The following is a 24,078-nucleotide window of genomic DNA, read 5'->3' on the forward strand; positions in this document are numbered from 1 at the left end:
CAGTAAAAGGAGTATATGTGTGATCAAGATAGAGAATGTATCAAAAAAATATGGAAAACTTCTGGCCAATGACAGGGTATCGCTCAGTATCGAACCTGGAGAACTGACAGTACTGCTCGGGCCGAACGGCGCCGGAAAGTCGACTCTGATCAAATCGATCTGCGGACTTCTCCGTTTTGAGGGAGAAATCACCGTGGATGGATTCGATAACCATTCTGCCCAGGCGAAGCGCAGGCTTGGCTATGTACCGGAAGTGCCGGCGCTCTATCCTATGCTGACGGTGTATGAGCATCTGGAATTTATCGCAAAGGCATACCGGCTGAAGGACTGGGAGTCCTACGCCGAGGAACTGCTTGAACGGTTTGAGCTGACGGATAAGAAGAACAAACTGGGGAAAGAGCTCTCCAAGGGAATGCAGCAGAAAGTGAGTGTCTGCTGTGCCGTACTGCCGCGTCCCGATGTCGTGATACTGGATGAGCCTCTGGTGGGACTGGATCCGCACGGGATTCGTGAGATTAAGCATATGATAGCCGACCTTAAGAAGGGCGGCTGCGCGCTTCTGGTCAGTACTCATATGATCGACAGTGTGGAAGAGGACTGGGATACGACCTGCATTATGAAGGACGGAAAGATCGCCGCGCTGTGCCGCAGGGGCGAATTATCAGATGATCAGACGCTGGAGGACATCTACTTTTCAATCACAGAGGGGGAAGAAAAAGATAAATGAACAGTCTCATCTATATCATCCTGAAAAGTACCAAAAACAGTCTGAAAGAGCTCATGAAAAAACCGGGAAAATTTATCATGTACCTGTTTATCATCGCGTTGATCGCAGGCGTTGCAGTGATGTCGTTTTTTACAGAACCCGGTATCGAAGAGCGGGCGCCGATGTTTGTGTTCACCGGAGTCCTGTTTGCATTTATTACATTTTTTGTCGGAATCGGCGTGGCAAAGGGAGTTTCGGGGGGCGACCAGATCTTTGAGATGAATGATGTCAATCTTCTTTTTGTGTCACCGGTCAGCCCCAGGAAAATCCTGCTGTACGGGATTCTGCGTCTGGCAAAGGTCGCATTTTTTGCGGGCTTTTTCCTGCTGTTTCAGGCGAGTACGTTCGCCATGTTCGGCATCGATTTTGGGGGACTTCTTCTCGTCTGGCTCTGCTTTATGATGGATGTCATCGTCCTCTCCATCGTATCGCTGCTTCTCTACAATGTGACTAACAGCAGGCCGCGCAGAAAGATGACGGCAAAGATCGCCGCAATCCTCATGTTTGTGCCGCTGGCCGTGTTTATGGCGGTAAAAATGATTGAGACGCAGGATTTCCCGGGTACACTTCAACTGGCGGTCCGTTCACCGTTTATGAAGCTTGTACCGATAGCCGGATGGACGGCTGCGGGTGTGACAGATCTCTTTCAGGGACAGCTTCTGCGGGGACTGCTGTATCTGGGTGCGAATCTGGTGCTTGGCATTTGCATGATCGTCTACATATTGATGAGCAGAATGGACTACTATGAGGATACGCTGGTGGCGACCGAGACCGTGTTCGAGAAAAAAAGAGCAGCCGCATCCGGCAATATCAATGAAGCGCAGAATACCAGAAAGCATGTAAAAGTGTCGAAGACAGGCATCTCCGGCAGCGGTGCGGCAGCATTGTTCGGAAAACATATGCGGGAAAGCTTTCGGCAGAGCCGGCTGGGATTCCTGACGTTTACTTCCGTGATCATCGTGATCTCGTCGATCGTGGTGATGTATATGACGGGGGAACTGATGATGGTCCTGCAGATCCTGATGTGGATGCAGATATTCCTGATCGGGACAGGACGGGGGCTGCGGGAGACGTATACACATTATATCTATATGATACCGGAATCTTCGTTTAAGAAGATCATATGGAGCAATATGGAGACGGTGGCGAAAACACTGCTCGAGAGCGTACTGATCTTCGGAATCGGCGGTGTGCTGACAGGGACCGGTGCGGTTCTGATGCTGGGCAGTATCGTGGTGTATACGCTGTTCTCCGTGCTTTTGCTCGGCGTTAATTATCTGTCGATGCGTTTTACCGGAGCGAATATAAGCAGCGGCCTGCTGATCATGATCTACTGCCTTGCGGTTATGCTCATCATTGCGCCGGGGGTGGCAGCGGCAGTGATAACGGCGGCTGCGATAGGGGGAACGCCTGGAATGGCGGCTGGATTCTTTGTGCTGTCGGCATGGGAGCTGATCGCAGGGGCTGTTTGCTTTCTGCTGTCTAAGGGAGTACTGGGCAACTGTGATCTTCCGACGATGAAACCGAGAGACAGATAGTAAACGGAAAGTGCCCGGAGGATATTCGTACAAATCTTGACATATTATTTTGTTTATACTATAATTTTCTTGCTCACTCGGAGGGCGAATCATTCGATGGAAATGGTAAGCCGGATAAGGTGACAGGCTGAGATGTCTGTTATTTTATCCGGCTTTTGTGTTAGGACGGAACATACGAAGGAGGTTATGATGAATCTGTTGCAGGGGAAGATCAGGACGGTTTATGTTAAATATCTGGCGGCGGCTTTTGGGAGCGCCATGATCAGTTCCATCTATGGTCTGGTGGATATGGCGATGGTGGGACAGTATCAGGGGCCGGGCGGTACGGCGGCACTCGCGGTGGTTGCTCCGGTGTGGAATATCATATACAGTCTGGGGCTGCTTACGGGCATCGGCGGGTCGGTTCTGTTTGCCACGGAAAAAGGACGAAGGGGGTCGGAAGCGGACAGTGCAAACGAGTATTTTACAGCCGCACTGCTCGGTACCGTGATCTTTGCAGCTGTCAGCTGGATCGGCATCAGCTTTTTTGACAGTCAGCTCCTGACGCTGTTCGGGGCGGAGGAGACGCTGCTTCCACTCGCCAGGAGATACCTGCTCCCGGTCAAATTTGCCGTACCGCTGTTTCTTTTTAACCAGATGCTTGCGGCTTTTTTGAGAAATGACGGGAATCCGGGGCTTGCGACGGCGGGTGTTCTCGCCGGAGGGATTTTTAACATTGCCGGTGACTATATCTTTGTATTTGCGTTTGATATGGGGATTTTCGGCGCCGGACTTGCGACGGCCCTGGGGGCGCTGATCACTTTTCTGGTGATGGGGACCCATTTTTTCACAAAGAGATGTTCGCTCAGGCTGGTTTGGCCGGCACGGACGGCGGAGCAACTGCGGCGTGTCATTGTCACCGGATTTTCCACATTCTTTATCGATATCGCAATGGGAATACTGACCATGCTGTTCAACCGCCAGATCATGAGATATTCGGGTCCCGATGCCCTTGCGGTCTACGGAATCATTGTAAATATCAGCACCATCGTGCAGTGCTGTGCATACAGCGCGGGACAGGCGGCACAGCCGGTCATCTCGATGAATTTCGGTGCGGAAAAATGGGGGCGGATCAGAGAGACCCTGAAATATGCGCTGCTGACATGTGCCTTCTTCGGTGTTGCCTGGACGGCTGCGGCGATTTGCTTTCCGAATGGATTCGTGCGGATATTCATGGCACCCACGGAGGCGGTCCTGGAAATCGCGCCTTTTATCATCAGGTGTTACGGAATCTCTTTTCTGCTGCTTCCGCTGAATATATTTTCCACCTACTATTTTCAGGCGCTCATGAAACCGGCGGCGTCCTTTCTGGTGTCGTTTGCCCGGGGTACGCTGATCAGCGGAATCCTGATCTATGTCCTGCCCGCGGCTGCAGGTGCAGACGCGATGTGGTTTGCGATGCCGCTCACAGAGCTTTTATTAGCAATTCCTGTGATCTGGCTGATCGTGCGGTATACGAGACGGCTTGGCAGGGCATAATGGGGTATTGGGCTGGTTTAAGGTTACTATTCACAGCCCACCACCCACATGCGCATTCGTCGCCTCTTTGAGGCTCCAGATCAGCTGTGAATAGTAACGGTTTAACAAAAATTTCACATATTATCACTTGACCTCCAGTTAAGTCCCGGTAGTATGATACAATAGACAGGTGAGGGAGATCATAATTCGGAGGGAATATAAAATGAGCAAGAACAGAGATACAGCCTGGGATATACTGGCGGGTGCCAACCAGGCGATCCTGGGAAAAGAAATCTTTACCTTGGAGGCACTGGCGGCGCTGCTCGCCGGCGGACACATATTGCTGGAAGACATTCCGGGAGTAGGGAAGACGACGCTGGCGCTGGCATTTTCGAAAATGATGGGATTAAAATGGAAACGTGTGCAGTTCACACCGGACGTTCTGCCGTCCGACCTCACAGGATTTTCCGTATATAAAAAGGATGTGCAGAAATTCGTCTACCAGCCGGGAGCAGTCTTCTGCAATCTGCTGCTCGCGGATGAGATCAATCGTACGTCCCCGAAGACGCAGTCTGCGCTTCTGGAAGTGATGGAGGAGAAACAGGTGACGGTGGACGGGGTGACCAGGATCGTGCCGTTCCCGTTTTTTGTAATAGCAACGCAGAACCCCTATGGGTCTGCCGGCACGCAGATGCTGCCGCCGGCGCAGATGGACCGTTTTATGGTATGCATGACAATGGGATACCCGGATTTTAAGAGTGAACTCGCCATGGCTAAGGAGGTCGAGGAAGGGACGAGGACGGACAGCCTGAGAGCGAGAGTCACGATGGAACAGCTGCTGGATATGCAGAGCGAAGTTTCCAGAGTGTATATCCATGACTCAATCTATGAATATATTGTAAGACTGATCACTGCCACCAGGGAAAGCAAATACCTTGAAATGGGCGCGAGCCCCAGGGGAACGATTGCGCTGGTGAAGATGGCGCGTGCGATCGCCTGGCTGCAGGGAAATGAATTCGTATCCCCGGCCGATGTGATCAGTCAGTTTCCGGCGGTAGTCCGGCACAGGATTCAGATGAACGTGCGGGGGCGCATGGACGGGATGAGCCGGGAAGACATCATGGAAGATATTCTGGAGAGCGTTCCAAAACCATTGCTCAAGAGGAAATAGCGAATGAGAAGAAATCTATATGTAATCTTTTCGGCTCTTACCTTTTATCTGGCAGGGGTATACCGGTCAGATGCACTGATGATACTGTTTATCGCAGAACTGTTTTTTCTGGCGGGTATGTTTCTTCTGTCCAGGTACCTCTCGGGCAGACTGGATGTAAAGCTGGAGCTGGAGAGTGATGCCGTGTCGAAGGGAGAAACTGTGACCGGGAGGATCCGGGTCTCGAACAGGTCACGGCTGCCGGCGGCACGGTTTGATGTTGAGCTGGAATATTATAATCCGGAAATTACCGTCCGGGGAAGAAAGATACTGCACGGGTATATGGCAGACAGGAGACAGCCGGTGAAAATGGAATTTCAGGCGGCGTCCGGATACTGCGGAATTCTGCACGTGGGAATCAGGAGTGTCAGGGTGTATGACTACCTCATGCTGTTTAGGGGACGCCGGAAAAAAGAGGAGGAGCTCAGGGTGCTCGTATTCCCTGCGGGACGGCCTGTGAAGATTGAGGCCGACTGGAATGCCGCGGTCATGTATCCCTCTGGGGGAGATCCGAGACCGGACATGCCCGGAAGTCAGCCGCCGGAGCTGTATCAGATCCGGCAGTATCATGACGGGGATTCCATGAGAGACATTCACTGGAAGCTGAGTGCCAAAATGGACCAGATGATGAGCCGGCAGTTTGCGGCAGAAACGCAGTGCACAGCGACTGTCTATCTGGATTTTCAAAAAAGCGGTGATGAGGACATCCGCCGTCTGGATGCTTTCTGTGAGCTGGCCGCCTCAGTGCTGCACGGATTTCTGGATGCAGGACACGAGTACCGGGTGTGCTGGTATGATATGGAGAAAAAAAGCGGCGAAGAGAAAATAATTCGAAATGAAGAAGATTACCGGGGAATGTTAAAAGAGCTTATTCTGTGCGCTTCGTATTCCGGGGGGACCGGAGGAAATCCGAAGGAGATGCCGGAGATATATCAGTTTTTGAGGCCGGATGAAACGTTTCTGTGTCTGAACATGAAACTACAGCTCTTTTTGAATCAGCAGCTGATCTCCCATTTTTCGGAAGAGGACTATGAACGGGAGCTCGAAAAGGGGTGGTTTTCTGGCTGAGAAAAAACATAAAAACAAAAGCGCTGCGGATCCGGGAATCGAGATATGGGAGGACAGATACCGTGCGCCGCAGGAAAAAACGGGGCTCCTGTGGGCCGTGTTCACATTTTTCAGTTACGTATGCGGTGTTCTGGGCATTCTCTATGCCCTGACGTTCATTTTGATTTTGACGTGCCGGCAGGCGGAGGGGGCGCTAATCGTCACCGCGGTATGCGGCGTGATCTGGGTATCATATTTTGGGAGACACCGGCATCCCATACTGACGAGGATGCTCGCCATCGCAGCTGCATGTGCGGCGGTGTATTATGTCAGGGATGTCCAGCATCAGCTGGGCCTGCTGATTCAGATTAGCCGTGGAGAAGCCGCAGTGCCGGATCGGATTGATCTGACAGAGACCCTGGTCCTGCTGGGAATTCTCTGCGGCATTCTGCTCTTCTGGCTGATATTTATCGTCAGGAAAGCATGGATCTTTTATTTCTTCAGCATTCCCATTGTCTTCGGGGGACCGCTGCTGGGACAGGTGCTCGATGTGACGGAGATTTGTCTGTTTGCCTTCTTTCATATGGGAACAAGTGTGATGGGGAGTATAGCCAGTGACAGAAGACAGCCATCGCCAAATGTCCCGGGGAGCAGTCAGACCGCGGCGGCGGGCAGGTGTGTGGCTTTGCTTGGCGTATTTTCTATGGTCTTTCTGCTGACGGCACAGCTGTTTACAGCAAAACAGATGGAGAGGCTGCTGGCAATACCCGCAAAGGCGGAGGGGTATGTAAGACAAACTGTATCAGAAATGTTTGTAGATTCTGAGCGTAACGGTGATATCAGCCGTTCCAACAGTTATCCGTCCGGCAAAGGCCAGATGGAACTCGTGCTCACGGCAAAACCGGAGGAAAATCTGTATCTGAAAGGCTTCACGGGCAGTGCATATGTGAACGGCAGCTGGAATTCGGCGGACGAAACGCAATTTCTGGAAGCGGCGGCGCGGGAGAGCGGTCAGGATCCCGGGGAGTTACGGGACAGATTTGAAAACAGAAAATATTATCTGATGCAGTCCGCGACAGGAGGACAGGGACAGACCTTGTCTGTACAATATGTCAATCAAAATGAGACGAAGACATATCTTCCGCCCGTTTCCAGGCTTCAGGAACACTCGGATACAGGCTATACAGCACAGATGTATGAAGAACAGGAATTCGAGGATACCATTTCGGGGATGCAGGCGGAATCCTGGCCCGAGTATCTGATGCTGGAAGACCGGTACCGGCAATACGCCGCAGAGACGTATCTGGAGGTGCCGGACGATGGATTTTCGCGGCTGAAAACACTCTGTGACGAACATCCGATGACAAATTATGAAGGCATCACGGAGTTTATTCTCGGGACGCTTCACACCACAGCCACGTACACCCTTACACCGGGAGTCGCGCCGTACGGACAGGATGCGGTGGAGTATTTTCTGCTGGAAAAGGGCAGCGGATACTGCCAGCATTTTGCCTCAGCGGCTGTGTTGATGTACCGGTATTACAATATCCCGGCGCGTTATGTGACCGGATATCTGGCGAAGGCGGATGCCTTTACACAGCAGGAAGACGGAAGCTATCGGGCAGTGCTGGACGATGGAAGTGCGCATGCATGGGCGGAGGTCTATCTGGCTGGGCGGGGCTGGGTTGTGGTGGAGGCGACGCCTCCGGGAAGTGTCGTGCCCGCGGAGTCTGTCAGAACCCAGGGAGATACGGCGCAGGAGGAGCAGCAGGTTCAAAACACGCCGGAAGCCACGAAAGAACCGGAGCGCCCCGGCGGGAAACCGGATGCGGGACTTAAGAACAACGAGGGGCGGGCGGGATGGAAAACGGCTGCATTTATGCTGGGAGTGCTGGCCGCTGTGTGCGCGGCGGCTGTCTGTATGTGGAAGTATCTGGTGATCCGCAGGAGGCGGAGAAAACACCGGTACCGAAGATACCGGGCGGACCGGCTGTATGCGCGTGTCCTGGAGGTTCTGCACTTCGGGGGACTCTTAAAAGAGTATGACGGCACGGAAAAGGGATTTCCGGATGCACTCGCAGAGGCGATACCGGATATCTCCCGGGCTGAGGCGTATACTGCCGTACAGACCGTGTTCAGGGAGGCTTTCGGACCGGAACGTATATCGCGGAAGGACACGGACGCAGTGCTTGTCATATATGAGAAGACCTGCAGGCATGTCTGCAGGAGTCTGTGGGGATTTAAGAAGTGGTACTTTCAATATGGAAAAGTCTACTGGTAGCCGGATATAAAAATTTACCGGCACATATAATGGAAAGAGTGAATATGATAAAGAGGTTTGAATGAAATTTCTTCTGTTCTTTTCTGACATGATAATTCCGCTGGTAATTTTTTATATCGTCGGCTTCGGTCTGCTGATGAAGCAGAACGTGTATGAATCCTTCGTGAAAGGGGCGAAGGACGGCCTGATCACGGTCTATCAGATCGTGCCGACGCTCATAGGGCTGATGACAGCGGTCGGTGTCCTGAGAGCCAGCGGGCTTCTGGACCTGTTGGGGTCCGGAATGGGGCATCTGCTGAAAGGCCTGGGTTTCCCGTCTGAGCTCGTACCGCTGGCCGTCGTGAAAATGTTTTCATCCAGTGCTGCATCGGGACTTCTGCTGGACATCTACAAGGAATTCGGAACAGATTCCATGCTGGGCAGGACGGCCTCTATCATGATGAGCTGCACGGAGACAATTTTCTATACGATGAGTGTGTATTTTATCGCTGCAAAAGTCAAGAAGAGCCGTTATACACTGGCGGGTGCCCTCATAGCGACGGCTGCGGGAATTACAGTCAGCGTTTTTCTTGCCGGCAGAATGTAGAAAGAGAACCCGGATCGGATCAGTCAGTTCTGACGAAACCGATTCGGGTTCTCTTTGACGGTTAAAACGCGTTCAGCACGTATTTCTCCAATATGGGGAACTGACAGGGTCCGATTTCCAGAACTTCCCGGTGGAAGTCAACGGGCTGAATATCCTCATCCAGGGCCGTGACTTCTTCGCGGAGGTCCATGAAGGACAGGCAGCCCCCATAGTAACGGATGTAGTTCGAGGGGTCTTCCACGATACACTGGAAAATCTCCCGGATGACCGAGGTGTCGGAGATGCCGAAACTCTGGAGATACTCTGTGGTGTCAGTCAGAGTCCACCCGTAATAGTGTATGCCGATGTCCAGGAGCGAGTACAGGCAGAGATTCATGGAACGGTTCAGCCACAGGAGGCGCCCCAAACCTGACTCCAGGCCTGCGTAATTGTAGGCATAGGACTCCGTATAGGTCGCCCATCCCTCGATATAGCCTCCCATATTCAGCAGATGGCGTATGGGCGCATGGCTGTTCTGGGCAAAGTAGTTGGTCTGATAGAGGTGGCCGGGAAAGCCTTCGTGAGCCAATGTTGTGTAGAGCTCAACTCCCGTAAGACTGGATGCGGGATTCAGATAGATCATATTCGGTGTATGCGTGTCGATCGGGGGCGTCAGGTAGAATGCCGGACTTAAGTATTCTTTCAGATCTTCATGTATGTATTTGATATCATAAGTGACAGAAGGCGGCTCCGGGAAGTCACGGGTGATTTCCGTCTGAAGGTCAGTCAGCATCTGCTGGGGTGTCATATCGGTCATAACCGGCTTGAAAACAGATGTTGTGAGAGACGGATTGCTTTCAAGCAGGGACTGGATCTCACGGTAATCACTGAGCAGCTGGTTGCCCAGACGCGTCTGAAGTTCTTCCACGGTGCTGTAGATGCCGCAGTTGCTCTTCAGCAGGTATTCATAATAGTCCTGGCCGCCGTTCAGATAATACAGGCCGTTGTCATTCTTTCCGCTTCCCTTCAGCTCAGTCAGGCCGCTGATCAGATGATCGTAGGCGGGCAGCACATATTTCTGAACGATTTCTGCATGTTTCGTCAGACAGGCTTCCTTTTCCGCGTCGGACAGAAAGCTGTTCTCTTCTATTTTCTGCTGGAACACCGTATTCAGATAGTTGGAATCCCCGGACGAAATAAAGGAACTGCACTGTGCGATGATCCGGTCGGCGGTGGTATCGCTCATAAAGCAGCCGTTTTTGGCTTTATCTCCCTCGAAACGGAGAACATCCTCAAAATAAGAAGGGATATCCATGAGCAATTTCAGATAATCAGTGACGTCCTGCCGGGTCTGAAAGTTGTATTCGGCGAGGAGAAGCGGAAGCTGCGCCTGGATACCCAGGGAAGGACTTAACATTTCTGAAAGTATGTAGTTATCACCGAGCGACAGTTCCGTTTCGAAGTAAAGATCCAGGATATCGAATGTCAGCTGGTTCTCACTGGACAGACTGTCATACGGGAAATCTGACAGGATATCCCTGCTGTTTTCAATAGCGGCGTAATATTCACCGGCATCTTCGATGGCTGCGGCACCGAGTGTAACAGTGTAGTCGTCAATTCCGTATTCTTTGGGATCAGCAAGCGTGTAATGCAGGTTAAGAGTGTTTTGGGAGACCTGATCTTCGAAGAGATCATTGGTATACGTTTCGAATTTTCGGTCGGCTGGGGAGGAGACGCCCCGCCAGATGCCGAGTGCGAGGCCGAGAACAAAGACTGCGGCCAGAAACAGTACAATGACGCTTTTCGCCGGCTTTTTAATTTTCAAATGAAACATGGGATTCCTTTCGGGACCGGATAAGTGGTCCGCATACGTCCGTTGGTAACAGTTTATGACGGAGGACACAAACAAATTCATTGGAAATATACCAGTCTTTGTGATACAATTTGCGTAGTAGATAGGAGGACGAATATGAAGAGAGCAGTACTTTTTTGTCTGTTGATCGCTGTGTCCGCGCTGGGAGGCTGCAGCAAACAGGAAGAAAAGAGCGTTCCTCTGGCATCTCAGGAGGAGAATGAGCAGGAGGAAGAAGAGGTAAGCATTGAATCAGAACTGCAGAGCTTTGAATTTGCTGTCAAAGGCGTGAACTATCAGCTTCCCGTGACATATCAGGAGCTGACGGAAAACGGATGGAAGTATACCGGGGAGGATACGGAAGAGATTTCCGGGGAATCCTATCTGGAAGATCAGGAATTCCAGATGGAAGGTGCGTCGCTGCGTGCGGACATTACCAATTTTTCCGTTGATCCGATGCCGATCAGTGAATGTCATATCGGTAAGGTGACTCTGAAAACCCAGGACGCGGGGGAGAGGATCACACTGCCTGGGAACATCGTGATGGAGGAGGCCACTGTCGTACAGGTGACAGATGCATACGGGGCTCCGAGAGACCGGTACGAGGATCAGGAATCCATCACACTGACTTATGAATACGGGGTTTACCGGAAAGCCGTCCTCACGTTTGATGCCGAGACAGAGATATTAAACACCGCAGAGCTGTGTAATCAGACGAATCCGGAGGATGCGGAATTATATAAGACGGTCAAAAAGGGTGCCACCCAGGAAGTGAAAGATTACCAGGCTCCGCTGATGGTGTCCGGAAATATCATGGACTTTACCGTCGAGTACGGGGGCAGTCTTTATCAGCTTCCGGCGCCGGTACAGGCATTTACTGACAATGGCTGGGAGGTCGATGAAGAAAGATCGGATGAAGTGGTTAAAAGCGGTCAATACGGATATGTAACACTTGTGAAAGAGGGGCAGAACCTCTATGTGGTGGTTTATAATTATGGAAGTGATGCCACGGTGATACAGAACTGTTTTGTGACTTCCGTATACGGAGACCTGACGGCCACCAAGGTTCCGATCCGCGTGGCGCATGATATTATGCTGGGAATGCGGGAAAGTGCATTTCTGTCGGCGGTCGAGGATCTGACTTATGAAAAGAGCGACGATGAGCTGACGAAGACGAGTACTTACTTTTTCTATCTGGATGATGAGAAGCTGGATTATACGTCGGTCACCGTGGACAACGCGCTCTCCATGGTAAGCGGGATTAAAGTGGTACATTACCAGGAGGGTGAAAAAAATCAGGTGCAGATCATCCAGGCGATGGAAGATGTTGAGGCAATTCAGAAAGGGGTATGAAGATGAATCAGGTGTATGATGTGATTGTAGTAGGGAGCGGCCCTGCGGGTTTGAGTGCGGCTATATACGGACAGAGAGCCGGGCTGTCTATGATTGTCATGGAAGCTTCCTATGTGAGCGGCGGTCAGGTGCAGAATACGTATGAGGTTGACAACTATCCGGGCCTGCCTGGTGTCAGCGGAATGGAACTGGCTGAGAAATTCCGGGCACATGCTGAGAACATGGGCACAGAGTTCGTGAGGGCAGAGGTGACAGGAATCACAGAGGATGAAGGCGTCAAGACCATTCACACGAAAGACGGAAATTACAGGACAAAAGCAGTCATTCTGGCACCGGGAGCGACTCACCGGATGCTGGGCGTGCCGGGAGAGGCGAAACTTGCAGGCATGGGTGTATCCTACTGTGCGACGTGTGACGGGGCATTCTTCAGAAATAAGACGGTAGCTGTGATCGGCGGCGGAGATGTCGCCGTCGAGGACGCAATCTTTCTCGCGCGCGGCTGTAAAAAGGTTTATGTTGTGCATCGCCGTGACCAGCTGCGGGCTGCGGGTATTCTGCAGAAGCGTCTGATGGAACTTGACAATGTTGTGATGAAATGGGACAGCGTTGTGGATGAGATCGTCGGCGAGGAGCAGGTGGAGGCAGTGAAGCTGCATCATGTGAAGACCGGCAGGGAAGAAATGTGTGAAGTTGACGGAGTCTTCGTAGCAGTGGGGATTCAGCCGAATTCGGAAGCTTTCCGGGGGCTGGTGGACGCAGATGAGGCGGGATACCTGATCGCGGGAGAAGACACGAAGACGTCACATGCAGGGATCTTTGCGGCAGGCGACGTCAGGACCAAGATGCTCCGCCAGATCATCACGGCGACGGCGGACGGGGCAAATGCGATCACCGCTGTGCAGGAGTATCTGCTGAAATTGTAAGATAAAAAATGCATCCCGGTCATTTTCCGGAATGCATTTTTTTTATGACTTTCAATCTTGTAAATTCCTCACGCTCCTTCTCCTCCAGTGCATTCGAGATGTCTTTTGACAGCTGCTGATAGTGAGGAATCGTAATGTTCTTCAGCGCGTTGGCGCGCTTCTGTGTCTTCTTGATATTGGCAGCCAGCCGGTAGGCGGAATTTTCCACCATGGACAATTTGATGGTCAGTTCTTTCACACGTTCAAATGCCTGCCTGGCTTCATCCAGGGATTCCCGTGTGCTGTAGTAGGCGTAGGTGGGCAGCGCGGCGATCGGATCTGCTTCGACGAGGGGAATTTCCGTCCCCATGATGCTTCGCGTCTTAATGCGGATGGAATCCTCGATCGGGATCGAGTAGGAGATCGTCTGCACATGATTGATGCCGATCTCCATGTTGGCGGTCTGAAGCGCAGCGTAAGCCTCACGGAACGTGATATCGATCTGTGACTGAATATCCTTTGCCTCGTCGATCAGGTCCATCAGTTCGCGGATCAGGATGTTCCGCTTTTTGTCCATCAGGTCAAAACCCTGATTAGCGAGCGCCAGAGAGTTTTTTGCCAGAATCAGATTTCCCTTGGTGGGGAAGGTATTTGGATCCATGAACAATCACCTCTATTCTGTCATCTGTTTGGCTTCAGCCTTTGCCTTGGCAGCAAGGTCAACTTCGATTGGATGATAATACTGGTCCAGAACTTTTGTATCGATACGGTCAAGTTCTTCGCGGGGAAGAATGCCCAGCAGTTCCCATCCTTTTTCCAGTGTCTGTTCGATCGTACGGTTCTCAAACGGTCCCTGTCCGACGAACTGTTCTTCAAATTCCCTGCCGAAGACCAGATATTTTTTATCGATCGGGGAAAGTTCATCTTCGCCGATTACAGACGCAAGCGCACGAGCATCCCCCACTTTTGCGTAGCAGGAGAACAGCTGGTTGGCGACATCCTGATGGTCACCCCGTGTATATCCTTCGCCGATTCCGTCTTTCATGAGACGTGACAGCGAGGGCAGCACGTTGATCGGCGGATAGACCGACTGACCGTGCAGCTGACGGTCCAGGACGATCTGGCCTTCCGTGATGTAGCCGGTCAGGTCGGGAATGGGGTGTGTGATGTCATCGTTCGGCATGGTCAGTATCGGGATCTGTGTGACGGAACCGGACCCGCCGCGCACGATGCCTGCGCGTTCATACAGCGTCGCAAGCTCACTGTACAGATAGCCCGGATAGCCTTTACGGGATGGAATCTCACCTTTTGATGAGGAGACCTCGCGCATAGCCTCGCAGAAGGAGGTGATATCCGTCATGATGACGAGGATATGCATGCCCTGCTCAAACGCCAGGTATTCCGCCGCCGTGAGCGCCACCTTCGGTGTGATCAGACGTTCAACCACCGGGTCATTTGCCAGATTCAGGAACATGACAACGTGGTCGGAGACGCCGCTTTCCTCAAACGTCCTGCGGAAGAATTCTGCGACATCATATTTGACGCCCATCGCGGCAAAGACTATGGCGAATTCTTCATCAGAGTTATCGCCGAGAGATGCCTGCTGTACGATCTGGGCGGCAAGCTGGTCATGAGGCAGGCCGTTCCCGGAAAAGATAGGAAGTTTCTGTCCCCTGATCAGAGTGGTCAGGCCGTCAATCGCAGAGATTCCTGTACGGATATAGTTACGCGGATATTCACGGGTTACCGGGTTGAGCGGCAGTCCGTTGATATTCAGTTTTGTATCGGAAACGATGGGGCCGAGGCCGTCGATCGGTTTCCCGATGCCGTCAAAGGTACGCCCGAGGATATCCGGTGAGAGTGCGATCTCCATCGGGTGCCCGGTGAGACGGGTATGTGTGTTCACCAGGGACATGTTCTCTGTGCCCTCAAAAACCTGAATGACGGCTTTGTCTTCATAAATTTCCACGATACGTCCCAGTTTCTTTTCGCTTCCGTCTATGATAAATTCGACGATTTCCTCATAGGAAGCGTTTTTGACGCCTTCCAACACTGCCAGAGGGCCGTTGATCTCATTCAGACCTAAATATTCAATTGCCATGAGTGGTACCCTCCTTATCCATTCTTTTCCAGAACGCGGTCGTAGAACGCGTCAATGTCTTTCATGTACTGGTCAAAAAGTTCCGGTTTGTCGTTCGGCACATCGTACTTGATGGCGATAATGCGCTCGAAGATATTCTCTTCTTTCAATACGGAGATCGGCATGCCCAGCGCCACGAGGGCCTTTGATTTCTTGTACAGGTACAGGATGACCTCCATCATCAGGTACTGTTTCGACAGAGGCACGCTGGTATCCTCTTTGTGGAAGGCATTCTGCTGGAGAAAGCCGAGACGGATCACACGTGCGATCTCGAGCACAAGTTTCTGGTCATCGGGAAGCACGTCGCTTCCGATCAGTTTTACGATCTCCATCAGCGAGCTCTCCTGGTTCAGAAGGGCCATCAGCTGGTTGCGAAGGTCCGTAAAGTTTTTATTAACATTGTCCTTATACCACGGCGCCAGATCCGTGAGATATTCACTGTAGCTGGTCAGCCAGTGAATGGCGGGAAAATGACGGGCATACGCCAGAGCCTTATCGAGGCCCCAGAAACAGCGGACGAAACGTTTGGTGTTCATCGTGACAGGTTCTGAGAAATCACCGCCCTGGGGGGAGACGGCGCCGATGATGGTGACCGATCCCTCCGTGCCGTTCAGATTCTGCATCATGCCCGCGCGCTCATAGAATGCAGACAGCCGGGATGCCAGATAAGCCGGGAAACCTTCCTCGGCAGGCATCTCCTCCAGACGGCCGGAGAGTTCCCTGAGCGCTTCCGCCCAGCGTGACGTCGAATCCGCCATGATGGCGACGTCGTAACCCATATCGCGGTAATATTCAGCCAGAGTAAGTCCCGTGTAGATAGAAGCCTCACGGGCGGCCACCGGCATGTTGGAGGTGTTGGCGATCAGAGAAGTTCTGTCCATCAGCGGATTGCCGCTTTTGGGATCGACGAGTTCCTGGAATTCCTCCAGTACCTGTGTCATTTCATTTCCACGTTCACCACAGCCGATATAGATGATGATATCGGCGTCAGACCATTTTGCGATCTGATGCTGTGTCATGGTCTTTCCGGTCCCGAATCCGCCCGGTACTGCGGCGGTTCCTCCCTTTGCGATGGGGAACATCGTGTCAAGAATACGCTGCCCTGTGATCAGGGGGCGGGAAGCCGGGTAACGTTTTAACGTTGGCCGCGGGATACGGATCGGCCATTTCTGGCACAGCGTGAGGTCACGCGTGGTACCGTCCGGGAGTTCCAGCACGGCAATCTTATCCTGAATGGTATAAGACCCATCCGGCACCACCTCTTTGATCGTACCGCCAAGCAGAGGCGGGATCATGGACTTGTGCAGGATAGATCTGGTCTCCTGAGTTTCGGCAAATATCATGCCGCCGACTACCTCGTCCCCGGGTTTCACGGTCACGTGGACATTCCATTTTTTCTGCGTGTTGAGGGAATCGACGCTGACGCCGCGGCTGATGTATTTACCGGATTGGGCGGCTATCTCGCTTAACGGACGCTGGATGCCGTCGAATATATTGCTGAGGATTCCCGGACCGAGGGTTACGGAGATCGCATCACCGGTTGCAGTTACCTCGGCTCCCGGTTTGAGCCCTGTCGTCTCCTCAAACACCTGTACGGTGGTGGTGTCCCTGGTCAGGGCAATGACTTCCCCGACAAGATGATCTTCTCCAACATGCACCATCTCCGACATTTTAAAACCGGTGTTTCCTTTCAGGTAGACAACAGGACCATTAATTCCGTAGATGATTCCTGTGTTGTTCATGTGCTATACCTCCAAGGTGAATTTCTCTTTTTCGTCATTCATCAATGTTGTAAAAGAATTGTCGATCAGGATGTTTTTGGAACGGATGACGGCACGCATTCCCCCCTGAAAGCTTTCTTTTGAGATAACGGGGGCAAATCCTGTGATATTGATTTCCTCTGTGATGGCATCTGCGAGATGAGTATCCGAAGGATCCAGATACACAGTCATCTCATCTCCGGCTGCAAAATCCAGCGCTTCTTTTACCTGACGAAAGAGCATATCCCGGTAGGCAGGTGTCTTCTTGAACTCGAGAAGTTTCTGTTCCACTTCGGTGAATAGTCTTTCACGAAGTTCTGAAGTCACGGCAGAGAGCTGACGCTTGATGAGGAGTTGTTCCTTGGAGATTTCCTTGTTGAAATCGCGTTTCAGTTTATCAGACTCTGCCTTCAGTTCGGATTCCGCCTGACGGTTTTTAACTTCTTTATGTTCAACAAACATTTTATCCAAAGCAGCCTTATGTGTGTCGATGAGCTTCTGCGCATCGGCCTGCGCTCCCTCGATGGAGAGATCATAAAAATGCTGCAGCTTTTCCTCTGTAGTCAAATTAATCACCTTCTTTACTGGATGGTTATAGTTTCAATCCGATGGATTCATTAATGTAAGAGGTAATGAAATCCGGTTTTCTACCCGTGCCGTGGCGGTCCGGGATCTCGATGAGAAGCGGAAGCTTATGGGAAAGCTTCACTTCGTCGATGATCTCCGGAAATTCCCGGCCGAATTTTTCTGTCAGCAGTATGATCCCGATGTCCCTGTCTGCGAGTGCGTTTTCCAGTGCCTGGCGCAGTTCCTCACGTTCATGCACCACGACACCCTCCACGCCTGCCAGCCGCATACCGGTCTGGGTATCCACATTATCGCTGATCAAATACATTTTCATTAAAGCTTACCTAAGATCATGAAGGAAATGATCAGGCCGTAGAGTGCAACACCTTCGGCAAGACCTACGAAAATCAGGGATTTACCGAGGATGCTGGAGTCTTCGCTGATCGCTCCGAGAGCAGCCGAAGCAGCACTGGCTACTGCGATACCGCCGCCGATACAGGATAATCCGGTTACAAGCGCTGCGGCGAGATATGCCATACCGGTACCGACGGACATAGAGTCACCGGCAGCGGCAAGGACATTTACCTTGCCTGCAAGGGTAACTCCGGCGGCAACGACCATGGTTCCGAAAAAGAAGAAGGAATTGACGCCTATGGCTGTCTTATACCGGCCTCTGTTTTTTTCTCCGATCAGGTATACCCCGAATGGAATGATGATGCTTAACACCAATGCAGCAGCTACCAGAATTTGTACTAATGTTGTCATAATGGATGACCTCCTTTGATATGTTCTTATTATTATTTATGTTGCCGTTTAATGAATGGACAGAATTCACGTCCATTTCCTTTATAGAAACGGCTGAATAGTTCATAGTATTCAAGACGCAGAACCTGGATGCCAACGATCAGTCCTTCCAGTCCGCAGACAAATATATTTCCGAGTACGATTACGATCCAGTTGGTACCGCCCGCTGATTCGGCACCCGCCAGGCTTAACACCACTTCCATCATTGCGGCGTGGCTGACTGCAAACGCACCGATACGCACAAATGAGAGCGTATTGGAGAAATAACTCAGCAGCACTTCAAACAGTTCGAAAAAGCCCTGTACAAAGAACATCCCCTTGGAGCCGGGTATAATCTCCGATTTTTTCTTCACCAGGTTTGTGAGCGGTTCTTTTAACACGATCAAAAGCAGCGGTATGACAAACATGGTGATCAGAACGGCGGCTGCCGGAAGCGTATGACCGGTCATGAACAACACGACGACTGCGACGACTGCCCCGTAGAAAATAAGGCCTGCGACGGCATTATGGTCGAACCAGATATTCTCCGTATCCTTTGCCTTGACCGCATTGATGATGTGGAAGATCATTGCTACGATGATAAGGAACATTCCAAATGCGATCGCAACGACGAACACGGTATTCAGTGTGCCGATAAATGGCAGTGTCATCGTCGCTTCCTTGGGTTTCAGCCATATTGGGTGATCCGATTCGAAGCCGAAGAAACTGCCGAACATAAATCCAAAGAATGTTGAGAAGATTCCGGCCGTACTGATGATTGCCGCCAGATCCATTTTTTTCAGTCTGTAAAGAATCAGTCCGCCGATAAACAGGCACAGTCCCTGACCGACATCACCGAACATCCATCCGAAGATAAACGCATACGTGATGGAGACAAAAATCGTCGGATCGATCTCGTTATACGCCGGGAGTCCGTACATTCTTATAAACATTTCGAAAGGACGGATCAGCTTTGGATTTTTCAGTTTGGTAGGGGGAGTGCCCAGGTCATGGCCGTTTTCGTCCTCCATGAAGCAGTAGATATTTTCATCGTTCCTGATATCATGGCGGAAAGCCACGGAATCCTTTTCTGCCATCCAGCCGCAGAGGATATAAAATACCTCGTATTCGTCTTTGGTGCACGCGGCAAGCTTGCGCACGTCAAAATTGGATGAATAGGAGGAAAGCGTGATCTGTGCAGCCAGGAGACCGGAAGCGTTGTCACGCATCAGGCTTTTCATTTTGTTTTTCAAGTTTTTGATCCTCGCGTTAACCGCTTCCAGATCCTTTTCGATTGAGTTGAATGCCTCATCCGGGGTTCCGGAATACTCATCGGGAAGATAAATTCTCTCAAAATGCATGGACGCGTATACCGCGTCAATTTTCTGAAGCTGTGCTCTCGGGCAGAAATAGGCGCCCCAGATGTAAGTGTCGTCTTCGCCGCAGGGATGGAAAAATGTATCAAAATTCGCATACACATAATCCCGGAATTTACTGTAATATTCCTTTTCTATCCGGCCGAAACGGAAACGGATAAATTCAAAATTCAAAAGTGACGACAGGTTATAGTGCAAATCACGGAACGGCTGTATCCGTTTCATGGATTCTTCCAGCTGCGTGCGCTGCTGTTCCAGATCCAAAAGGCTGGTATTGTATTCCGTATAGCTTCTGTCTGTTTCTGTTACCAGCTTAAGGGCATCCTCAAGTGAGAGCGGACTGCCGGCTTCTGTGGACTGTGCGTCGAACAGATTGCAGAATTCATTGACCTTATTCAGTGAATCCTTGTAGGGATTGATCTGAATGAAGGGATCCAGATTCTGTACACCCTGCAGTTCTGTGAGGGCATTTTCAAGATGGATTTCATACTTTGACAGATATTCCTTTACGACACGGTCAATATCCGTTTTTGGACCGGTGATGCTTATGAATTTCATTTTTTCAATCAATGAAGTACACCTCCGGGTTCGTTAAAATTTAAATATATGCTGTACCGTAGTCTCCGGCGAAATGCTGTATCGGATGCATTCCAGGGCCACGGTCAGACGTCGGATCTCATGATCCTTAAAGTAAAGATAATGATACATGGAAGCAACCGAATAAGGATCACGGCGGGATTCTTTTGTGAGGATATGCTTCATGATGTAGATATACATATCTTCAATGGTATCTGGAGAAAGCATCTCATAATGCTTTCCATAATATGTTTTGCTCAGGATATCTTCAAAGGCAGTGTCATTCTCGGCTTCCACCAGGGCGGCGATCTCTTCCTTCTTCAACTTATAGTGGATCGGTATGATCAGTGCATAGATATCTGCAGATGACATGTTATAAAACTTGCGGGAACGGTGAATCCACTGAAGGTTCAGCATGTCGAACTTGTTCCCGTATCCGGCCCTGACCTGTTCCAGATCGGTTCCGGAAAAAATTTTGTCCTTTATTTTCCAGATGACGCGGAAATAATATAAGTCCAGCGCTGTCTCGTAATCGAACAGTGTCGGGGATTCAATTTCCCGCAGATGGTTGAGCGGTTCGTAATATTCCGTACCCTTTAAGTTTGCAATGAATTCCTCGATTGAGCCCGAAGCGGCCAGCAGGCTGATATCCAGCTCGGAGTGCCGGTCAAAAAATGATTTGAACATGGACAGGTCCAGATCCACCTCACGGTGGTCAAATATTTTGTTCAGGCAGTTTTTCAGTAGAGAGACTTCATAACGTTTAAAATAAAGATCCAGAAACTTACGCTGTTCCATGTTGGCAAAGCGGTACAGCCGGGCAAAGTCGTTATAGACTGCGTTGATCAGCAGTTTCTCGATCTGACCGCGGTGCAGGTCATTTTCGTCGAGAGACGCCCAGATCTGACTGTACGCCGGACGCTGCTTCAGGTAGGCGACAGCTAAGGGGACGGAAGATATCTCCGCCAGCTCCCGGTACTGGTCATCCGTCAGCAGGTTGCTCTGCATGGCGCGTATCTTTGTTACGAGGCCGCTGTATGACAGCATTTTTTTCATAAGACTACACCCCGATTATTCTTTTGACTATTTCATCAGCAAGTGCTTCGTGATGTTCCTCATAATATTGATTTAAATGGGTCAGCCCCTTTTCTGTATCGTCTTTCAGTTTTTTTAAGGCCGCATTATTTTCCTTTTCCAGATTTTCACGAAGTTCTCCGAGACGCCGCCTGGTATCGGCTTCAACCTGAGCATCAAAAGCGTCGGAATTTTCCTGCATCCTGGCATCCAGCACCTTCAACTCTGCGTTTGCGTTATCCATTATTTTTTTAGCGGCAACTTCAATTTCAGATAACTTTTTGATTACTGTTTCCATGAGTGCCTCCTTAAATAGGTAATCATTTTCTTCTTCACTTTATAATACACCTTTTTAGAAAAATTACTATACCTAATTAGAAAAAATGTCACCTGACCGGCGGTCCTGTACAAATTGCACAAAAATAGAACATATGTCTTTTTTTTAACCCGTTTTTGTAGTAGTATTGAGACACATAAATAAACAGAAGGAACGGATTATGAGATTAAGAAATATACCGGGTGCGAAAGAGATTATTGAAAGCAGCAGTTTCGTAGTGCATAATGCACAGGAGTTAAAAGGCAGATGGAGCGGTCTGTTTCCCAAAGCGCAGCCGCTGCATCTTGAAGTCGGAATGGGAAAAGGGCGTTTCATCATGGATATGGCACGTGTTCATCCCGATATCAATTATATAGGAATTGAAATGTATGACAGCGTGCTGCTGAGAGCCATTCAGAAACGGGAGGAGAAAGCAGATGAATTATTGAACCTCTATTTTCTGAGAATGGACGCGAGAGAACTGCCGGAGATATTTGCGGCGGGTGAGGTGGACAGGATCTATCTGAATTTTTCGGATCCATGGCCGAAGGACAGGCACGCAAAGCGCCGGCTGACTTCGCGCCAGTTTCTTGAACGGTATGAGAAGATCCTGAGACCTGAAGGCAGAATCGAATTTAAAACTGACAACAGGGATCTTTTCGAATTCTCGCTGGAAGAGGTGAAGGAGGCGGGATGGGAACTTCTGGGACATACCTATGACCTGCACCACACGCCTGATATGTGCAGCGGAAATATCATGACAGAGTATGAAGAGAAGTTTTCGTCCCTGGGGAACCCGATTTATAAAATGATTATGGCAAAACCGGTCGTTACAGGATAGCTTTCGGGAAATTTTCATATACTATAGAAAGAGCGCGGGGGAATGATGTTTATGGCCCGTAACCGTGGTATGCGTGCATCAATGATGCAGTGGGCATATAAAAATAAAAAGCTGGACGATACGCTGTGTCATCTTCAGCAGTCTGTTGACCAGCTGAGTCAGCTAATGAACAAAAAACAAAAAAACAGCGGTAAGTCAGGGAAATAGCCGTGCTGCTTCCCTGCAGCGACAAAGGAGGTTTCTATGGTACACGAGTGGAATCAGGACAATTTTGATGAACAGCTGAAAGAGGGCAGTGAGCCGGTATTGGTTGATATGTATGCCGACTGGTGCGGTCCCTGTAAAATGATGGCTCCCGTCATAGAGGAGATTGCCGGGGAATACAGCGGCAGACTCAAGGTGGCAAAAGTCAACATTGATACGGCACCGGAGCTTGCAGAGCGCTACAAGGTTATGTCCATACCGACACTCATTGTGTTTAAGAACGGGGAGCTTGCAGCCAAAATCGTAGGGATGCGGGCGAAAGAAGAGATTGAGGCAGAACTGAAATCTGTGCTGTGATCATATATCTGACAAAAAAATTAAAAAAATATAAAAAAGGGGTTGATTTTTCAACCCCTTTCTATTATAATAATTTTTGCGTCGAAAAATAAAAAATTTAATAAATAAGCGCGATTAGCTCAGCTGGCAGAGCACCTGACTCTTAATCAGGGTGTCCAGGGTTCGAACCCCTGATCGCGCACTTAAGGCACTGTTTTTGGGGACGCGAAGCCCCGGGGACGGTGTTTTTTTGTGTGTAAAGAAGGCATGTTTTGAAATATATAGTAATTATGTTTTCAATTTCTTCGTTGTTCTTTAGACAAGTTGCCCTTGAGGTGAATATGGCAACTAAATAGGAACAGGATATGCGGAGGATAAGGAAATGGTGGATTTAATTAATAAACTGAGTATTATGATTATCATCGGGACGACAGTTTTTATCGCAGTTACTTATGTGTACCAAAACATAAAATATAAAAGTTCGCAATATGGCAGGCAGAGCAGCCTTTCATTTTGGAAAGTAGTGTCTGATACAGGGATGAGAGGAGAATATCGGGTGTCAATCATACTGGAGCAGGCAAAATATTATAAAAAATTGATCTTTAACTGTTATGTGCCAAACTATAGAAATGATCTCACGGAAATAGATATTATCATGTTGACCACCAAAGGGATCTTTGTGGTTGAAAATAAAAATTATGGAGGATGGATTTTTGGAGATGAGCAGAGCAGAAACTGGTGCCAGACATTGAACGGGAAGAAATCATTTTTTTATAATCCGGTAAAGCAGAACAACAGCCATATTAAGAATCTTAACAAGATACTCAAACAGGATAAATCCAAATTGAAATCTCTTATTGTTTTTAATCGCTCGCGGTTGAGAAAGGTCAGCATTGGCAGTGAAAACGTATTTGTGATCACTTCAGATCAGCTGAAGAGATTTCTTAACCGCTGCAGAAGTCAGGCAGATGTTTATACGGAACAGGAAGTGAATGACATGTATGAAAGGCTGATTCCTTACACAAAGGTATCCGAAGAAACGAAGCGGAGACATGCAGAGCGGATTCAAAATACATATAAATAAAAAATCGGTC

22 protein-coding genes, 1 tRNA gene and 1 pseudogene are annotated in these 24,078 nt (G+C 50.0%); 14 read left to right on the plus strand and 10 right to left on the minus strand.

From position 1 onward, the window contains the following. The first annotated feature begins 19 nt into the window (after nt 1-19). The 7 genes from NQ502_RS11215 (at nt 20) to NQ502_RS11245 (ending at nt 8,925) form a co-directional block, all read left to right on the plus strand. Entirely contained in the window at nt 20-727 is a 708-nt protein-coding gene (locus NQ502_RS11215) for an ABC transporter ATP-binding protein (RefSeq protein WP_028528462.1), read from the plus strand. Then, a complete protein-coding gene (locus NQ502_RS11220) occupies nt 724-2,304 on the plus strand; it encodes a putative ABC exporter domain-containing protein (protein WP_028528463.1) in 1,581 nt (526 codons plus the stop codon). Before NQ502_RS11215 ends, NQ502_RS11220 begins: the two co-directional genes overlap by 4 nt. A 186-nt stretch (nt 2,305-2,490) precedes the next feature. After that, entirely contained in the window at nt 2,491-3,822 is a 1,332-nt protein-coding gene (locus NQ502_RS11225; protein ID WP_407691141.1) for an MATE family efflux transporter, read from the plus strand. A gap of 202 nt (nt 3,823-4,024) precedes the next feature. Further along, nucleotides 4,025-4,972, plus strand: a complete 948-nt coding sequence (locus tag NQ502_RS11230; RefSeq protein ID WP_028528465.1) for an AAA family ATPase — start codon at nt 4,025-4,027, stop codon at nt 4,970-4,972. Nucleotides 4,973-4,975: 3 nt separating this feature from the next. Next, nucleotides 4,976-6,079: a DUF58 domain-containing protein gene (locus tag NQ502_RS11235; RefSeq protein WP_028528466.1), complete on the plus strand. Its 1,104-nt coding sequence runs from the start codon at nt 4,976-4,978 to the stop codon at nt 6,077-6,079. Next, a complete protein-coding gene (locus NQ502_RS11240; protein ID WP_028528467.1) occupies nt 6,042-8,339 on the plus strand; it encodes a transglutaminase-like domain-containing protein in 2,298 nt (765 codons plus the stop codon). The genes NQ502_RS11235 and NQ502_RS11240 overlap by 38 nt, the downstream gene beginning before the upstream one ends. Nucleotides 8,340-8,400: 61 nt before the next feature. Beyond that, nucleotides 8,401-8,925, plus strand: coding sequence for a spore maturation protein (locus NQ502_RS11245; protein WP_028528468.1), 525 nt, complete (start codon nt 8,401-8,403; stop codon nt 8,923-8,925). A 61-nt stretch (nt 8,926-8,986) separates the two neighbouring features. Here the strand turns inward: NQ502_RS11245 and NQ502_RS11250 are convergent, their stop codons facing one another. Continuing rightward, nucleotides 8,987-10,738, minus strand: a complete 1,752-nt coding sequence (locus tag NQ502_RS11250) for a DUF885 domain-containing protein (protein WP_049898113.1) — start codon at nt 10,736-10,738, stop codon at nt 8,987-8,989. A 135-nt stretch (nt 10,739-10,873) separates the two neighbouring features. On the opposite strand from NQ502_RS11250, the gene NQ502_RS11255 reads away from it, so the two are divergent. Further along, the gene (locus NQ502_RS11255; RefSeq protein ID WP_028528470.1) at nt 10,874-12,109 is read left to right on the plus strand and encodes a hypothetical protein; all 1,236 of its coding nucleotides are present in this window, start codon (nt 10,874-10,876) and stop codon (nt 12,107-12,109) included. A gap of 2 nt (nt 12,110-12,111) precedes the next feature. Beyond that, nucleotides 12,112-13,032 (plus strand): thioredoxin-disulfide reductase, encoded by a 921-nt coding sequence (trxB, locus tag NQ502_RS11260; RefSeq protein WP_028528471.1) that lies wholly within the window; start codon nt 12,112-12,114, stop codon nt 13,030-13,032. Between the two features lie 19 nt (nt 13,033-13,051). On the opposite strand, the gene NQ502_RS11265 is transcribed toward trxB, so the two are convergent. The 9 genes from NQ502_RS11265 to NQ502_RS11305 are packed head-to-tail and all read right to left on the minus strand — an operon-like array spanning nt 13,052 to nt 21,585. Then, a complete protein-coding gene (locus tag NQ502_RS11265) occupies nt 13,052-13,672 on the minus strand; it encodes a V-type ATP synthase subunit D (RefSeq protein WP_028528472.1) in 621 nt (206 codons plus the stop codon). 12 nt (nt 13,673-13,684) lie between these two features. After that, entirely contained in the window at nt 13,685-15,112 is a 1,428-nt protein-coding gene (locus NQ502_RS11270) for a V-type ATP synthase subunit B (protein ID WP_044983212.1), read from the minus strand. A gap of 14 nt (nt 15,113-15,126) precedes the next feature. Next, on the minus strand, nt 15,127-16,893 hold the full coding sequence (locus NQ502_RS11275) for a V-type ATP synthase subunit A (RefSeq protein ID WP_028528473.1): 1,767 nt from the start codon (nt 16,891-16,893) through the stop codon (nt 15,127-15,129). A gap of 3 nt (nt 16,894-16,896) precedes the next feature. Continuing rightward, entirely contained in the window at nt 16,897-17,478 is a 582-nt protein-coding gene (locus tag NQ502_RS11280; protein WP_028528474.1) for a V-type ATP synthase subunit E, read from the minus strand. A 25-nt stretch (nt 17,479-17,503) separates the two neighbouring features. After that, nucleotides 17,504-17,812 (minus strand): V-type ATP synthase subunit F, encoded by a 309-nt coding sequence (locus NQ502_RS11285; RefSeq protein ID WP_028528475.1) that lies wholly within the window; start codon nt 17,810-17,812, stop codon nt 17,504-17,506. Continuing rightward, nucleotides 17,812-18,243 (minus strand): ATP synthase subunit C, encoded by a 432-nt coding sequence (locus NQ502_RS11290; protein WP_028528476.1) that lies wholly within the window; start codon nt 18,241-18,243, stop codon nt 17,812-17,814. Before NQ502_RS11290 ends, NQ502_RS11285 begins: the two co-directional genes overlap by 1 nt. Nucleotides 18,244-18,275: 32 nt before the next feature. Then, a complete protein-coding gene (locus NQ502_RS11295; RefSeq protein WP_028528477.1) occupies nt 18,276-20,207 on the minus strand; it encodes a V-type ATP synthase subunit I in 1,932 nt (643 codons plus the stop codon). A 21-nt stretch (nt 20,208-20,228) separates the two neighbouring features. Beyond that, nucleotides 20,229-21,269 (minus strand): V0D/AC39 family V-type ATPase subunit, encoded by a 1,041-nt coding sequence (locus NQ502_RS11300; RefSeq protein ID WP_028528478.1) that lies wholly within the window; start codon nt 21,267-21,269, stop codon nt 20,229-20,231. A 4-nt stretch (nt 21,270-21,273) separates the two neighbouring features. Next, nucleotides 21,274-21,585: a hypothetical protein gene (locus NQ502_RS11305; protein ID WP_028528479.1), complete on the minus strand. Its 312-nt coding sequence runs from the start codon at nt 21,583-21,585 to the stop codon at nt 21,274-21,276. A gap of 199 nt (nt 21,586-21,784) precedes the next feature. On the opposite strand from NQ502_RS11305, the gene trmB reads away from it, so the two are divergent. From trmB to NQ502_RS11330, 5 genes and pseudogenes are all read left to right on the plus strand, one after another. After that, nucleotides 21,785-22,444, plus strand: coding sequence for a tRNA (guanosine(46)-N7)-methyltransferase TrmB (gene trmB, locus NQ502_RS11310; protein WP_028528480.1), 660 nt, complete (start codon nt 21,785-21,787; stop codon nt 22,442-22,444). Between the two features lie 51 nt (nt 22,445-22,495). After that, the gene (locus tag NQ502_RS11315) at nt 22,496-22,651 is read left to right on the plus strand and encodes a hypothetical protein (protein ID WP_156887903.1); all 156 of its coding nucleotides are present in this window, start codon (nt 22,496-22,498) and stop codon (nt 22,649-22,651) included. A gap of 24 nt (nt 22,652-22,675) precedes the next feature. After that, nucleotides 22,676-23,005, plus strand: a pseudogene (gene trxA / locus NQ502_RS11320) (thioredoxin); the annotation flags it as partial. Nucleotides 23,006-23,113: 108 nt separating this feature from the next. Then, nucleotides 23,114-23,186, plus strand: a tRNA-Lys gene (locus tag NQ502_RS11325). A gap of 180 nt (nt 23,187-23,366) precedes the next feature. Then, on the plus strand, nt 23,367-24,068 hold the full coding sequence (locus NQ502_RS11330) for a nuclease-related domain-containing protein (protein WP_049898114.1): 702 nt from the start codon (nt 23,367-23,369) through the stop codon (nt 24,066-24,068). Nucleotides 24,069-24,078 lie beyond the last annotated feature (10 nt).

This window comes from Ruminococcus gauvreauii (assembly GCF_025151995.1).
GTDB lineage: Bacteria > Bacillota > Clostridia > Lachnospirales > Lachnospiraceae > Ruminococcus_G > Ruminococcus_G gauvreauii.

Coding starts and splice junctions, on each gene's coding strand:
- NQ502_RS11300 (WP_028528478.1), bottom strand. CDS start 21,269: ATGAAAAAAATGCTGTCATACAGCGGCCTCGTAACAAAGATACGCGCC.
- NQ502_RS11275 (WP_028528473.1), bottom strand. CDS start 16,893: ATGAACAACACAGGAATCATCTACGGAATTAATGGTCCTGTTGTCTAC.
- NQ502_RS11230 (WP_028528465.1), top strand. CDS start 4,025: ATGAGCAAGAACAGAGATACAGCCTGGGATATACTGGCGGGTGCCAAC.
- NQ502_RS11255 (WP_028528470.1), top strand. CDS start 10,874: ATGAAGAGAGCAGTACTTTTTTGTCTGTTGATCGCTGTGTCCGCGCTG.
- NQ502_RS11305 (WP_028528479.1), bottom strand. CDS start 21,585: ATGGAAACAGTAATCAAAAAGTTATCTGAAATTGAAGTTGCCGCTAAA.
- NQ502_RS11285 (WP_028528475.1), bottom strand. CDS start 17,812: ATGAAAATGTATTTGATCAGCGATAATGTGGATACCCAGACCGGTATG.
- NQ502_RS11225 (WP_407691141.1), top strand. CDS start 2,491: ATGATGAATCTGTTGCAGGGGAAGATCAGGACGGTTTATGTTAAATAT.
- NQ502_RS11240 (WP_028528467.1), top strand. CDS start 6,042: ATGAACGGGAGCTCGAAAAGGGGTGGTTTTCTGGCTGAGAAAAAACAT.
- trmB (WP_028528480.1), top strand. CDS start 21,785: ATGAGATTAAGAAATATACCGGGTGCGAAAGAGATTATTGAAAGCAGC.
- NQ502_RS11270 (WP_044983212.1), bottom strand. CDS start 15,112: ATGGCAATTGAATATTTAGGTCTGAATGAGATCAACGGCCCTCTGGCA.
- NQ502_RS11330 (WP_049898114.1), top strand. CDS start 23,367: ATGGTGGATTTAATTAATAAACTGAGTATTATGATTATCATCGGGACG.
- NQ502_RS11220 (WP_028528463.1), top strand. CDS start 724: ATGAACAGTCTCATCTATATCATCCTGAAAAGTACCAAAAACAGTCTG.
- NQ502_RS11290 (WP_028528476.1), bottom strand. CDS start 18,243: ATGACAACATTAGTACAAATTCTGGTAGCTGCTGCATTGGTGTTAAGC.
- trxB (WP_028528471.1), top strand. CDS start 12,112: ATGAATCAGGTGTATGATGTGATTGTAGTAGGGAGCGGCCCTGCGGGT.
- NQ502_RS11315 (WP_156887903.1), top strand. CDS start 22,496: ATGGCCCGTAACCGTGGTATGCGTGCATCAATGATGCAGTGGGCATAT.
- NQ502_RS11235 (WP_028528466.1), top strand. CDS start 4,976: ATGAGAAGAAATCTATATGTAATCTTTTCGGCTCTTACCTTTTATCTG.
- NQ502_RS11245 (WP_028528468.1), top strand. CDS start 8,401: ATGAAATTTCTTCTGTTCTTTTCTGACATGATAATTCCGCTGGTAATT.
- NQ502_RS11265 (WP_028528472.1), bottom strand. CDS start 13,672: ATGGATCCAAATACCTTCCCCACCAAGGGAAATCTGATTCTGGCAAAA.
- NQ502_RS11250 (WP_049898113.1), bottom strand. CDS start 10,738: ATGTTTCATTTGAAAATTAAAAAGCCGGCGAAAAGCGTCATTGTACTG.